The organism is Brooklawnia sp., from assembly GCF_049651565.1.
Taxonomy (GTDB): domain Bacteria; phylum Actinomycetota; class Actinomycetes; order Propionibacteriales; family Propionibacteriaceae; genus Brooklawnia.
This window is the reverse complement of record NZ_JBASCI010000286.1, coordinates 1-12,001: the sequence shown is the minus strand read 5'-3', so window position 1 is coordinate 12,001 and position 12,001 is coordinate 1. Positions and strand designations below refer to the sequence as shown.

The following is a 12,001-nucleotide window of genomic DNA, read 5'->3' as shown; positions in this document are numbered from 1 at the left end:
CAGGCCAACACGGCCCGCTTCGGCTCGATCTGTTGGCCGACGACCTCCAGGCCGAGCTCGTCGAGGCGGGTGAACGTGGTCAGGTCAGGGCGCGTGAAGGTAGCGTGAGGCACGTCGAGGTCTTCCGGATGGTGAGTGTGAGAACTTCCATCTTCGGGAGGCCTCGACCCTCATCCGCGGACCGACGCGCCGCCGTGATCACCCCGCCTCTACACCCTCAAATGTGATGAGCCAGCATCCCGGCAACAAGAGAGGCGTTGGCGTTGTGGAGGATCGTCCTCAGCGTCGCCAATCGGGCCTCGTTCTGCTCATGCTCAATCGTCTCCTGGAGCCACTTCACACGGCGCTTTAGAACGGCAGGACGAGTCCACTGGCTGATGGCCACAACCAGCCCAACCAGCGAAACGATGGCGGCGAGCGTCTTCGAAGCAGCGTCAATCACCTGCGCTGGATCGATGCTGTTCACAGTGCCCAGTATCCCGGAGCAAGCCGCATCAGCGGTCTAGGCTCGCTCAGCCAGACAAGGCCTCATACCCGCGCACGCTCGCCGGGCTACTCTTTGGCGCATTCGACTGGCGTCGGTGCGCCCCCAGCCCGGAAAACGGGAGTGGCAATCCAGCGCAGGTCCGGTGGAAGCCAGTTGATCTCACAGACTTCACGGCTTGAGATGTCAGATACCTTGATCCAAACCGGCTTACGGCTGCGATCAAGCAGAAGTAGCTGACCAGCCTGTTCGCCGACGACGTAGCCCGCAACGGTGTCACCCGATGACGTAGTCGTTATCTGTTCGGATGGCATCCAAGGCTGGCCAAGGAGCACAACGACGACCGTTCCGATTGCAAGCCCCGCTGCCCACGCCCCGCGATTCTTCTTCGACTTGGGACGAGGTTTGCGCCGTCGCGCCCTCAATATCTTCCCGACAATCACCCCGATCAAAGCGATAGTCACCAGCGCTACAAGAATCGGAGTCATGAAGGACCCGTAGATCAAGGGAAGCAGCGCAGTAACCGCGATAGTGGTGCCGAAGACGATCGCGCGGGGCGCACCAGCTTCATGGACACGATTCACGTAACCTCCTGGATCGAACACCCAAACGACTGGGAGTCCGACGACCAGAAACAGTGCGAGCGTCGTGATGAGAAGCGTTGCCTGGTTAGTAAGCGTCAACACGGCAAACGCAACCGGCAGGTCGAACCTTGCGAAGTACAGCGCGCGCAGCACGACGAGAACCGCGAGTGACAGTGAGACTGTTAGCGCCACATGCTTCGTGGCGAGGTCACGCGCGCGCTCCAACAAGGTCATGATTCATTGTGCCCGTCACACGGCGGACTCTCCCTTAGGACATACCGCGCACGGCGAACGGGCTTACCACCGCGCTCCTGACGGGGGCCGGAGTAGGTCGCAACCGCACCCCCTTCACCGGCGCGAGTTCCGGAAGGGACCGTTCCCGACAGCGCCGCAACGCTCTACACGCCCGACTCAAGAACGCTCTTGGATGCGCTCGTGAGGGTGCGGCATGGTTCAACTACCCGAACAAACGTTCGAGCCAGCTCCACTCCTGAAAGGTTCCACATCATGGCCACCAAACCCACTGCCCCCAAGTCCCTGAAGCCCATCGAGACCGTGGAGGCTGCCACGTTCGACGAGGCCCTGCCCGCTATCGAAGCGGCCATCCAGCAGGTCGTCAACACGTTCGGCGTCACCGTGCAGCGCGCCCGCCTCAAGGGCATCCGCGCCCTGGCCTACCAGGCGCTCGTTGAGAGCATCGAGGCGGGCGATCTGGAAGCCCTCACTCAAACGCAATCGCGAGCTGTACCGGCAGGCCGATGCAGGCATCGCGATGATGCCGCTGGAATCGGCAAGGTGCGTGGCGATCGCCCGGATCCTGTACTCGCGGATCCTCGAGCGGATTGAGCAGCGCGACTACGACGTCTTCACCGGACGCGCCCGGGTGCCGCTGCCGACCAAGATGGCCTACGCGGCCCGGGGGCTGACCGTCCGCGACCCCCACCAGTGGGCGGCCGGATGACCGGGCTCTACCTGCTGCTGCTGCTGATCTCGATCGGTTGCCTGCTCCTGCTGGATCGGCGGTTCGGGCTGTTCTGGTGGCGGGACGCCCGGGCAGCCGCCGTCACGATGCTGCTTGGGGTGGCGTTCTTCCTGGTCTGGGACGTGCTGGGGGTGTGGTTGGGCATCTTCTTCACCGGGCAGACGAACTTCCTGCTCGCCCTGGAGTTGGCGCCCGACGTGCCGGTGGAGGAGCCGGTCTTCCTGGTGCTGCTGATGCAGTCGGCGATGACCGTCCACGGGCTGGTTGGTATCTGGAGGCAGCGGTGACCTACCTCGTCCTCAACCTCGGCATGATGACGATCGCGGCGCTCGCGACCCTGCTGTTCACCCGTCCCGGGCGGCTTGACTGGCCGACGCTGCTGCTCACCATGGTGGTGCTGCTGGCGATGACGGCGGTCTTCGACTCGCTGATCATCGCCGGCGGGATCGTGGCCTACGACGAGTCGACGCTGCTGGGGCTGCGGATCTGGCAGGCTCCGATCGAGGACTTCAGCTACGCGCTGGTGGCCGCGTTCTGCGGGCCACTGCTGTTCGTGCGGCTGGCACGGGACAGGGGAGGGGATCGCCGGTGAACCGGATCGGCTCGGTCGTCAAGGACCTGGTGCTGGCGTCGCGTCCGCTGTCGTGGGTCAACACCGCCTACCCGTTCGCGATGGCGTGGCTGCTGGCCACCGGACGGGCCGACGCGGTCTTCTGGGTCGGCGTGGTCTTCTTCCTCATCCCGTACAACCTGCTGATGTACGGCGTCAACGACGTCTTCGACTACGAGTCCGACCTGGCCAATCCGCGCAAGGGCGGCGTCGAGGGTGCCCTGCTGCAGCGATCCAGGCTGCGCGTCCTGCTCTGGACGTCGGTGCTGCTGCCGGTGCCGGGCGCGGTCTGGCTGCTCACGCAGGGTGACCTGGCCGCCAACGTGGTGCTGGTGGTGGTGCTGTTCGCGGTGGTCGCCTACTCGGCGCCCGGGCTGCGGTTCAAGGAGCGGCCGGTACTCGATTCGGCCACTTCGGCCACCCACTTCGTCGGGCCGGCCGTTTACGGCTGGGTGCTGAGCGACGCCCCGATCACCGCTTCGGTGGCGCTGGTGCTGGCGGCCTTTTTCGCCTGGGGGATGGCCAGCCAGGCCTTCGGAGCGGTGCAGGACATCGCCGCCGACCGGCAGGCCGGGATCGGTTCGGTCGCCACCGTGCTGGGTGCCCGCCGCACCATCGGCCTGGTGCTCGGGCTTTACGCGACCGCGGCGCTGCTGCTGGTGCTGGCGGGCGGTGCGGTGGCCTGGACCGCGGTGCTGGTCATCCCGTACCTGTTGATGGTGTTGCCATTCCGTCATTTGACCGACCCCGACGCCGAACAGGCCAACCGGGGCTGGCGCCGGTTCCTGTGGATCAACTACGCCGTCGGCGCGGCGCTCACCATCGGAGTGCTCGCCCAGCGCACCGTCCTCTGAGCTACCAGGCGGGCCGCGTGTCCCCGGCGGACGCTCTCAACAAGGCGGTTCCTGGTCCGAATAGTTGCGGTGCTGGCCGGCGGGACATTCGTCGATGCCTGGATCCTGGGTGTCATCGGCCCGGTGACCGGCACTCTGCAGCAAGAACTCGGCTGACCACCGCGCAGGGCGGCGCCGGAGACCAAGGGCCAGAGCCTGGCCCAGCTCGCCGACGCAAGGCTGATCAACACCCGACCCGCACAACCGGGGCGGTCCAGCACACGTGGGTCGCCCCGGTTGTTTCTCGTTGGTCAGATCCAGCTGCCGAACCACATCCGCAACTCCCAGGCGTCCCTGGTCATCAGTTGCGCGGTCAGTACCGGGTAGATGAACCAGAAGTTCACCACGATGGCCACCATGATCGTCCCGACGGCGATGGCACCGCGGCGGCGCCGCCGGCCCGCGTCGGCCGGGCCCAGCACCTTGCCCAGCAGCATCGCCAGTACGGTGGCGGTGAACGGGATGATGACGATCGCGTAGAAGAAGAACAGCGGACGCTCCGCGTTGGGCATCCACGCCAGCCACGGGGTGAGCCCGGCCACCAGAGGCACCGCGAACCGCCAGTCGCGGCCGAGCCACCACAACGCCAGCCCGGCCAGGATCGCCGCCAACGCCAGCCACCACAGCAGCGGCGTCCCCATGCCGGAGATGATCCGCACGCAGGTCTCGCCGCTGGCGGCCGGGCAGCCGTCCACCCCGGCGGCGATGTCGTTCTCGGCGTGGATACCGATGGTGCGTCCCATCACCAGCCACTGGAACGGGTGCGACTCGTAGACGTGGGTCTGGCCGGCGATCCATTCCCCGGTGTGGAAGCCGAAGATCTCCTTGTGGTGGTGCACCAGCGAGCCAAGCCCGTCGCCGACATGCCGCACCCAGAAGTCGTCGGGGTTGCGGACACCGAAATCGCGTCCCCAACCACCGGACGTGCGCAGCCACGACCACCAACTCGCCACGTAGACCACCAGCGCGGTGACCACCAGGGCGACGAAGGCGATCGGTGCGTCGATGAACAGGGCGCGGAACGACCTCCAGCCGGCACCCGCGGTGCGGCGCGAGCTGATGTCATGAACCACGACCAGCACGCCCATCGCGGCCAGCACATAGACCGAGTTCCACTTGCAGGCGATGGCCAGCCCGAACCCGACACCGGCGGCCCACCGCCAGGGACGCCACAGCAGCAGCGGACCATAACCGCCACCCAGATCGGCCAGTCCGTGGCGGCGAAGGTGCTCGGCCAGGGCAGCCCGGAACCAGTCCCGGTCGGCGACCAGGCAGGCCACCGCCAGCACGGTGAAGGTGGCCTGGAAGACGTCGAGCAGAGCGATGCGGCTCATCACGAAGCTGAGGCCGTCGACGGTGAGCAGCAGCCCCGCCATCGCCCCGATCAGCGTCGACCGCGCCAGTCGACGGGCCATCCGGATGGTCGCCATCACCAGCAGTGTCCCGAAGACCACCGCGCTAATCCGCCAGCCGAAGCTGTTCATGCCGAAGAAGTGGATGCCGATGGCGATCAGCCACTTGCCCAACTGCGGGTGGACGACGAAGGCAGCGCCGGACTCCCAGTTGGTGGTGGTGCCGGCCACGATCTGGTCGTTGGCGTCCTCGGGCCAGTTCACCTCATAGCCGAAGTTGAGCAACGCCCAGGCGTCCTTGGCGTAGTAGGTCTCGTCGAAGACCAGGTTGGTCGGCTCGGCCAGGTCGACCAGCCGGATCGCGAACGCGAACACCCCGATCACGATGGTGACCAGCCAGCTCAGCCAACGGTCGGCGCGCAGCACAGCCGCGTCGTCCAGCCGCTCGATCGTCGACAGCAACGGCCGGGCCAGAGTGCCGGGGGTCTGCTGCACCGGGACGCGCGGCAGCCGGTCGACGGCGCCGCTGACTCGCTCGGCCAGGCTCAGGCTCACCGGGCCATCCTAAGTGGTGGGCGGGTAGCCTCGCCTTGTGAGTCGAGCCGCCTTCAACCCCGGCGAGGGGCGCCTGGTGCTGGCGGGCACCCCGATCGGGGACGCCGCGGACGCCTCCTCGGCGCTCGGCCAGGCCCTCCTCTCCGCCGACGTGATCGCCGCCGAGGACACCCGCCAACTGCAGTTGCTGCTGCACCGGCTGGGCCTGGCGACCGAGGCCCGGGTGGTCAGCTACTTCGAGGGCAATGAGGCGTCCCGAACCCCCGGCCTGGTCGAGGACATGCTGGCCGGCAAGGTGGTGGTGCTGGTCACCGATGCCGGTATGCCCTCGGTCAGCGACCCCGGCTACCGGCTGGTGCTGGCGGCCATCGAGGCCGGCGTTCGGGTGACCGCGGTGCCCGGGCCGTCCGCGGTGCTGACCGCGCTCGCCGTCAGCGGGCTGCCGGTCGACCGGTTCTGCTTCGAGGGATTCCTGCCCCGCAAGCCAGGGGAGCGGCGTCGCCGGTTCGAGGCGCTGGCCGGCGAGGAACGCACCATGGTCTTCTTCGAGGCGCCGCACCGACTGGCCGAGTTCCTCCTCGACGCCGCGGACGCGCTCGGCCCGGATCGTCCCGCGGTGGTCTGCCGGGAGCTGACCAAACCGTACGAGCAGGTGGTGCGCGGACCGCTGGCCGAACTGGCCGACTGGGCCACCGAGCCGCCGCGCGGGGAGATCACCGTGGTCATCCAGGGCGCCCCACGGGTTGCCGACGACTGGCAGACAGCGCTCGACCAGGTTCGCACCCTCGTCGCCTCGGGTACCAGGCTGTCGGAGGCGGTGGCCGACATCGCGCGCGCGACCGGGCTGCGCCGCAAGGAACTGTACGAACGCGCGCTCGCCGCCCGCACCGCCCACGCGGCCGGCCGGGCGGCCGATCAGGAGGACAGGTGACAGACGCAGTGATCGAACGGCTCGGGTTGCCCCCGTTGCCGGAGCCGTTGCCGGTGGCGACGGTGGACTCACACACCCACATGGACTCCACCCAGCGCCACTCCGGATTGCGGGTCCGCGACAGCGTCGCGCTGGCCGCCGAAGTCGGGGTCGACCGGATCGTCCAGATCGGCTGTGACCTGGACAGCGCCCAGTGGTCGGCCCAACTGGCGGCCGCCAACCCGAACATCATCGCCGCGGTGTCGATCCACCCCAACGACTCCGCCCGGATGGCCGAGGCACAGTTGGAGCCGGCCTGGCGCACCATCGACGCCATTGCCGGGTCGGGCCCGCACATCCGCGCGGTCGGCGAGACCGGGCTCGACTACTACCGCACCCGCAGCGAAGAGGGCGTCGCCAGGCAGCAGTGGATGTTCCGCCGCCACATCGAGACCGCCAGGCGACACGACCGCACCCTGGTGATCCACGACCGGGACGCCCACGACGACATCCTGGCCGTGCTCGACTCCGAGGGCTGGCCCAGCCGGGTGATCTTCCACTGCTTCAGCGGGGACGCCGAATTCGCCCGCCGCTGCCTCGGCCATGACGGAACCTGGTTGAGCTTCGCCGGAAACGTCACCTACAAGGCCAATCGGGAGTTGAGGGAAGCCCTCGAACTGGCCCCCCTCGACCGCATCCTGGTCGAGACCGACGCCCCGTACCTGACCCCGCTGCCGCACCGCGGCAAGGCGAACGCGCCCTACCTGATCGCCCACACCGTCCGGTTCATCGCCGAGCACAAGGGCACCGAACTGGCGGACACCTGCGGGCGGCTGGCCCGCAACGCCGAGGACGCGTTCGGCGGCCCGTGGGGCGTGGCGCCGGCCAACCCCGACCACGTCGATGGCTGAGCTGCTCGACCCGCGCACCGTTCGGCGGATCGCCGCGCAGATCGGGTTGCGTCCCACCAAGCAGCGGGGCCAGAACTTCGTGGTGGACGCCAACACCGTCCGCCGGATCGTGGCGAAGGCCAGGGTGACGCCGCAGGACGTGGTGCTCGAGGTCGGACCCGGGTTGGGTTCGCTGACCCTCGGGTTGCTGGAGACCGGCGCCCGGGTGACCGCGATCGAGATCGAGGACGCGTTGGCCGCCCAGTTGTCGGCCACCGTCGCCGAACACCAGCCCGCGGCCGCCGACCGGCTGCTGGTGGTCAACGACGACGCCCTGGATGTCTCGGCGCTGCCCGGACCCCAACCGACCATGGTGGTGGCCAACCTGCCCTACAACGTGTCGGTCCCGGTGCTGCTACACCTGCTGGAGACCTTCGTCGGCTGGCGGACCGGGCTGGTGATGGTGCAGCTCGAGGTCGCCGACCGGCTGGTGGCCCCACCGGGTTCCAGGGTCTACGGGGTGCCCAGCGCGAAGCTGGCCTGGTACGCCGGTGCCGAGCGGGTCGGCACCGTGCCGCCGACGGTGTTCTGGCCGGTGCCGAACGTCGAATCGGGCCTGGTGCGGTTGGTCCGGCGCGACCCGCCGCAGACCACCGCGTCCCGGCAACAGGTGTTCCGCGTGGTCGATGCCGCGTTCGCCCAACGCCGCAAGATGCTGCGTTCGGCGTTGTCGGGGCTGTTCGGATCGTCGGCCGCGGCGTCCGAGGCGATCGTGGCGGCGGGCCTGGACCCGACCGCCCGCGGCGAGCTGCTCTCGATCGAGCAGTTTGCCCGGCTGGCTGAACAGCTGAGGTAGGTTGGTCCGGTGACCATCGCTCGCGTGCCCGGCAAGGTCAACCTCGCGCTCTGCGTGGGGTCGCGTCGCGCCGACGGCTACCACGAACTGTCCAGCCTGTACCAGGCCGTGTCGCTGTACGAGGAGATCACCGCGTCCGAGCGTGACGACGCCGAGATCACGGTGCAGATGACCGGTGAGGGCAGCGAGGAACTCGCCACCGACGCAGACAACCTGGCCGTCCGTGCCGCGCTGCTGCTGCGGGAACGCTTCGACCGGCCCGACCTCGGTGTCGACCTGTGGGTGACCAAGCAGGTACCGATGGCCGGCGGGATGGCCGGCGGTTCGGCCGACGCGGCCGCCGTCCTGCTGGCCTGCAACCAGGAATGGCAGTTGGGTGCCACCCGCTCGGAACTGTCGGTGATCGCCGCCGAGCTTGGCAGTGATGTCCCGTTCCTGCTGCTGGGCGGCAACGCGCTGGGCACCGGGCGCGGCGAGCGGCTGCGGGCGCTGCCCGCCGAGGGACGACTGGAGTGGGTGTTCGCGCTGGCGCCGCGCGGCCTGTCCACCCGGGAGGTCTACCAGCAGTTCGACCAGATGGTGGAACGCGGCGAGATGGTACCCAGCGCCGACCTCAGCCCGTCGGCGGTAGATGCGCTGACCAGCGGGGACGCTGCCCAGGTGGCGGGGGAGATGCACAACAACCTGCAGGCACCGGCCATGGTGCTGTACCCCGAACTAGCTGCCACGCTGGCGGCGGGTCTGGCTGCCGGGGCTTTGGGTGGCATCGTCTGCGGGTCGGGGCCGACCTGCGCATTCCTGGGCGCCGACGCCGAGGCAGCCGACCGAATCGCCGTCGAACTGGCCGGCCTTGCAAACGTACGTGGCACCCGGCGGGCTTACGGACCGGTGCTCGGACCCGAAGTGCTGTGATCGGGCAGCATGTCGCCGGTTGATCGCAGGCCGGCCTCGGCGCGCCTGGACGAGGTCGACCGACTGGTGGCCGCGTGGACCAGGGAGCGTCCCGACCTGGACACCGAGCCGATGCAGGTCTGGTCGCGGATCAGCCGGCTGGCGCAACTGCTGGACGCGGCCCGTGCCCGGGCCTACTCGGCGCAGGAGCTTCAGGTCTGGGAGTTCGACGTGCTGGCCGCCTTGCGCCGCGCCGGCGAACCGTACCGGATGACGCCGGGGCAACTGGTCGCCCAGACCCATGTGACCTCAGGCACCATGACCAACCGGGTGGTCCGGCTGGCCGGACGAGGCTTGGTGAACCGGTTGGCCAACCCGGCTGATGGCCGCGGTGCCCTGGTCGAGTTGACCAGCGAGGGACGCGCCCGCGTTGACGCCGCCGTGGCCGACCTGGTGCGGTCGGAGGCCGGGCTGGTGGCGGCTCTGCCACCCCCAGAACGAGAGAGGTTGGCGGCGATGCTGCGCCGGTTGCTGCTGGCCCAGGAGTAGCGGGGCCTCGAATGAACTCCCCCGGCAACCTGGCGCCGATGACTCGTGCGGTGCGTGGTTTCGCCGCCCGGAGTTCGGAGTGGTTCGCGGTTCTCGTCATCCTCGCCTACACCGTTCCCGCGCTGGCCCTGCTCCTTGCCGCTCCGCAGGGGGCGAGCTTCACGCCGACGATGGACGCCGTGCCGTTCGCGGTGATCGGGTGGACCGTCCTGCTGCCCGTGGTCGTGCTGACCGTGCTGAGGTGGTGGGGCGCCGCCGGTTTCACCAGGCGTTCAACCCGGCGAAGCCTGGTTCGGTTCCTGCCGGTGATCCTGCTCTACAACCTGCTGCCACTGCTGACGCTGATGGCACCGGGGACTGTCCGCCACGACCCGGCGTACATCTTCCTGGTCGCGATCACCGTGCTGGCTGGCGGGTTCGGCGATGAAGCCACCTTCCGTGGGGTGGTGCTGCAAACGCTGCTACCGGATGGCGCCAGACGGGCAGTCCTCGTCTCATCGGTGCTGTTCGGCGTGGCCTACCTCCGCGTCATGGCCCTGGACATCGACCCCGTCCACGTCGTCTCCCAGGCCGCGAACTCGGTAGGGATGGGCATCGCCTTCGCGGCGCTGGTCGTCGTGACGGGCACGATCTGGCCGTTGGTGCTGATCAGCGCGGCCAGCCAGGTCGTGTTCTACCTCACCTACCTGCCGAACTCCCGTCCGGACGTGACCATCGTGGTGATCGAACTGCTGATGGGAGCTCTTGCTGCTGCCTACGGCATCTGGCTGCTGCATCGCCACCAGCATCGGCATGGCAGCTCCTCGTCAACAGCCCATTGATCGAGAGCCACAGTTCCTCAATCCGCCGAGCCGATGACGTCCGACTGCCGGGACGCTGCCACCTTGGCGGCCCGGGCGTCCTTCTCAACGCTGACCAGCCGCGGTTCCTTCTGCAGGTTCGACAGCCCGTTCCAGGCCAGGTTGACCAGTTGGGCGGCCAGCTCCTCCTTCGGCACCTGCCGCTCATCCAGCCAGGATTGCCCGGCGGCGGCCACCAACCCGACCAATCCTTGGGCGAAGACGTGACCCAGCCCCGGGTTGTAGCCACGACGGGTCAGCGGCAGTTCGAGGATGTCCTCCACCCGCTCGGTGATGTCGGACAGGATGGACGCGAAGGTGGCGTTGTGGCTGGGGATCGCTGAGTCGCGGGAGATGATCCGGAAGCCGTCCGGGCAGCCGTCGATGTAGTCGAGCAGGGCGAGGGTGCCACGCTCGATGATCTCGCGGTAGTTAGCGTTTGGGGTGGCCAGCGCGGTCTGGATGGCTGACTCCAGGGCGCGCACCTCGCGGTCGACCACGACCGCGTAGAGGCCTTCCTTGCCGCCGAAGTGCTCGTAGACCACCGGTTTGCTGACCCCGGCGTGCGCGGCTATCTCCTCAACCGAGGTGCCGTCCAGCCCGCGTTCGGCGAACAGCCCGCGGGCGATGGTGATCAGCTGTTCGCGTCGTTCGGTGCTGGTCATCCGCTTTCGCCCGCGTCGCGCACGCTGCGGCTCGGACGGGGTCATGGGTTCAGTCTCCCACAACGTGGCCGACGGCCCCGAGGTGCGCCCGGCCGGCCCGAGCACGTAGAGTGGGGCCGCACAATCAGTGTTGGTGTGATCCCCGGTTGGTCTGTCGGCAGGGCCCGCCTGACTTTGAATCAGGATTAGCGACGCAGGTTCGACTCCTGCCCGGGGAACCCCGTCTCTCGTCCTGGCTACCCTCTGCCCTCCTCTTGGGTGCGCCGGGCGAATCCGGCAAGTTCGTCGACCTGTTCGGCGGTGAGCACGCCTCGCCACTGCAAGACCTCGATCGTGTCGTTGAAGCTGCCCTCGACTGGGGTGTACTCCCAGTTCTCGGCAAGGTCGTCGATTCCTTGAACACGGGCGCAACCATCCCCCTGCCGGTCGCCTCCACGCCGCATCGGCGGGTGAGTTCCGCGCCAGGCTCCAGTGGGCATGCCGAACTCCTGCGCAGCCCTCCTGGCGGCGCAGAACGGGTAGCGCAGGGTGGCCCCACCTCCGGTCGTTCGCGTTCGTCGGGCCGCCGGGCAGCCAGGTCACCGTGTCGGCGGGCTCACTGCGGACTCAGCTGGCTTCGTCCAGTGGTTCGGGTTGGTCTGGTAGCTCGGCCTGGGTCGGCGGCTCACTTTCAGTTGGCTGCTCGGCTTGGGCTGGCGGATCGGTTTCCGTTTCGGCACCGACTTCTGCTGGTTCGGCGTTGGCCTCGGCCGAGTTGGACACTCCTTCGGTCTCTGCTTCGGCTTCGGGCATATGGATGCGGGTGGTGCCGTCTGCGGTGACGAGGTATTGGTAGCCGGCCGGTGAGGTCCAGTGGAACACCCCGGGCTCGGGCTGCTGGAGTTGCCAGCCGCCGAAGGTCTTGGCGCGGTGGGTGAATCTGGACAGCGGCCCCAGGTTCC

At 68.4% G+C, this 12,001-nt stretch carries 16 protein-coding genes, 1 tRNA gene and 1 pseudogene; 12 read left to right on the top strand and 6 right to left on the bottom strand.

Features of this window, described 5'->3' with window-relative positions; translation table 11 throughout:
• Positions 1-217: 217 nt before the first annotated feature.
• Both WBL05_RS14140 and WBL05_RS14135 read right to left on the bottom strand, forming a co-directional pair.
• Positions 218-466: a hypothetical protein gene (locus WBL05_RS14140; protein WP_424226835.1), complete on the bottom strand. Its 249-nt coding sequence runs from the start codon at positions 464-466 to the stop codon at positions 218-220.
• A gap of 86 nt (positions 467-552) precedes the next feature.
• Positions 553-1,302, bottom strand: a complete 750-nt coding sequence (locus WBL05_RS14135; RefSeq protein ID WP_424226834.1) for a hypothetical protein — start codon at positions 1,300-1,302, stop codon at positions 553-555.
• Between the two features lie 273 nt (positions 1,303-1,575).
• Between WBL05_RS14135 and WBL05_RS14130 the strand changes: the two genes are divergently transcribed.
• From WBL05_RS14130 to WBL05_RS14110, 5 genes are read left to right on the top strand one after another with little or no spacing between them, the layout of a single operon-like run.
• Complete coding sequence (locus tag WBL05_RS14130) at positions 1,576-1,914, top strand: hypothetical protein (RefSeq protein WP_424226838.1); 339 nt, start codon at positions 1,576-1,578, stop codon at positions 1,912-1,914.
• Positions 1,811-2,029, top strand: coding sequence for a squalene/phytoene synthase family protein (locus tag WBL05_RS14125; RefSeq protein ID WP_424226836.1), 219 nt, complete (start codon positions 1,811-1,813; stop codon positions 2,027-2,029). Before WBL05_RS14130 ends, WBL05_RS14125 begins: the two co-directional genes overlap by 104 nt.
• Positions 2,026-2,337: a lycopene cyclase domain-containing protein gene (locus tag WBL05_RS14120; protein ID WP_424226833.1), complete on the top strand. Its 312-nt coding sequence runs from the start codon at positions 2,026-2,028 to the stop codon at positions 2,335-2,337. Before WBL05_RS14125 ends, WBL05_RS14120 begins: the two co-directional genes overlap by 4 nt.
• Positions 2,334-2,642, top strand: coding sequence for a lycopene cyclase domain-containing protein (locus WBL05_RS14115; protein WP_424226832.1), 309 nt, complete (start codon positions 2,334-2,336; stop codon positions 2,640-2,642). The genes WBL05_RS14120 and WBL05_RS14115 overlap by 4 nt, the downstream gene beginning before the upstream one ends.
• On the top strand, positions 2,639-3,514 hold the full coding sequence (locus WBL05_RS14110) for a prenyltransferase (RefSeq protein ID WP_424226831.1): 876 nt from the start codon (positions 2,639-2,641) through the stop codon (positions 3,512-3,514). The genes WBL05_RS14115 and WBL05_RS14110 overlap by 4 nt, the downstream gene beginning before the upstream one ends.
• Positions 3,515-3,804: 290 nt before the next feature.
• Here the strand turns inward: WBL05_RS14110 and WBL05_RS14105 are convergent, their stop codons facing one another.
• A complete protein-coding gene (locus WBL05_RS14105) occupies positions 3,805-5,460 on the bottom strand; it encodes a dolichyl-phosphate-mannose--protein mannosyltransferase (RefSeq protein ID WP_424226829.1) in 1,656 nt (551 codons plus the stop codon).
• 37 nt (positions 5,461-5,497) lie between these two features.
• On the opposite strand from WBL05_RS14105, the gene rsmI reads away from it, so the two are divergent.
• The 6 genes from rsmI to WBL05_RS14075 are packed head-to-tail and all read left to right on the top strand — an operon-like array spanning position 5,498 to position 10,377.
• A complete protein-coding gene (gene rsmI / locus WBL05_RS14100; RefSeq protein WP_424226828.1) occupies positions 5,498-6,391 on the top strand; it encodes a 16S rRNA (cytidine(1402)-2'-O)-methyltransferase in 894 nt (297 codons plus the stop codon).
• Entirely contained in the window at positions 6,388-7,281 is an 894-nt protein-coding gene (locus tag WBL05_RS14095) for a TatD family hydrolase (RefSeq protein WP_424226827.1), read from the top strand. Before rsmI ends, WBL05_RS14095 begins: the two co-directional genes overlap by 4 nt.
• Positions 7,274-8,116 carry a 16S rRNA (adenine(1518)-N(6)/adenine(1519)-N(6))-dimethyltransferase RsmA gene (gene rsmA / locus WBL05_RS14090; RefSeq protein ID WP_424226825.1) on the top strand — a complete coding sequence of 281 codons (843 nt, stop codon included), beginning with the start codon at positions 7,274-7,276 and terminating at the stop codon, positions 8,114-8,116. Before WBL05_RS14095 ends, rsmA begins: the two co-directional genes overlap by 8 nt.
• 9 nt (positions 8,117-8,125) lie before the next feature.
• Entirely contained in the window at positions 8,126-9,028 is a 903-nt protein-coding gene (locus WBL05_RS14085; protein WP_424226823.1) for a 4-(cytidine 5'-diphospho)-2-C-methyl-D-erythritol kinase, read from the top strand.
• A gap of 9 nt (positions 9,029-9,037) precedes the next feature.
• Entirely contained in the window at positions 9,038-9,556 is a 519-nt protein-coding gene (locus WBL05_RS14080) for a MarR family winged helix-turn-helix transcriptional regulator (protein ID WP_424226821.1), read from the top strand.
• Between the two features lie 11 nt (positions 9,557-9,567).
• Positions 9,568-10,377, top strand: coding sequence for a lysostaphin resistance A-like protein (locus WBL05_RS14075; protein ID WP_424226819.1), 810 nt, complete (start codon positions 9,568-9,570; stop codon positions 10,375-10,377).
• A gap of 17 nt (positions 10,378-10,394) precedes the next feature.
• Here the strand turns inward: WBL05_RS14075 and WBL05_RS14070 are convergent, their stop codons facing one another.
• Positions 10,395-11,105 carry a TetR family transcriptional regulator gene (locus WBL05_RS14070; protein ID WP_424226817.1) on the bottom strand — a complete coding sequence of 237 codons (711 nt, stop codon included), beginning with the start codon at positions 11,103-11,105 and terminating at the stop codon, positions 10,395-10,397.
• A 94-nt stretch (positions 11,106-11,199) separates the two neighbouring features.
• Here WBL05_RS14070 and WBL05_RS14065 point away from each other — a divergent pair.
• Positions 11,200-11,278: transfer RNA gene (locus tag WBL05_RS14065), tRNA-Gln, on the top strand.
• 18 nt (positions 11,279-11,296) lie between these two features.
• Here WBL05_RS14065 and WBL05_RS14060 read toward each other — a convergent pair.
• Both WBL05_RS14060 and WBL05_RS14055 read right to left on the bottom strand, forming a co-directional pair.
• Positions 11,297-11,539 carry a hypothetical protein gene (locus WBL05_RS14060; protein WP_424226815.1) on the bottom strand — a complete coding sequence of 81 codons (243 nt, stop codon included), beginning with the start codon at positions 11,537-11,539 and terminating at the stop codon, positions 11,297-11,299.
• Between the two features lie 127 nt (positions 11,540-11,666).
• Positions 11,667-12,001: pseudogene (locus WBL05_RS14055) on the bottom strand (hypothetical protein); the annotation flags it as partial.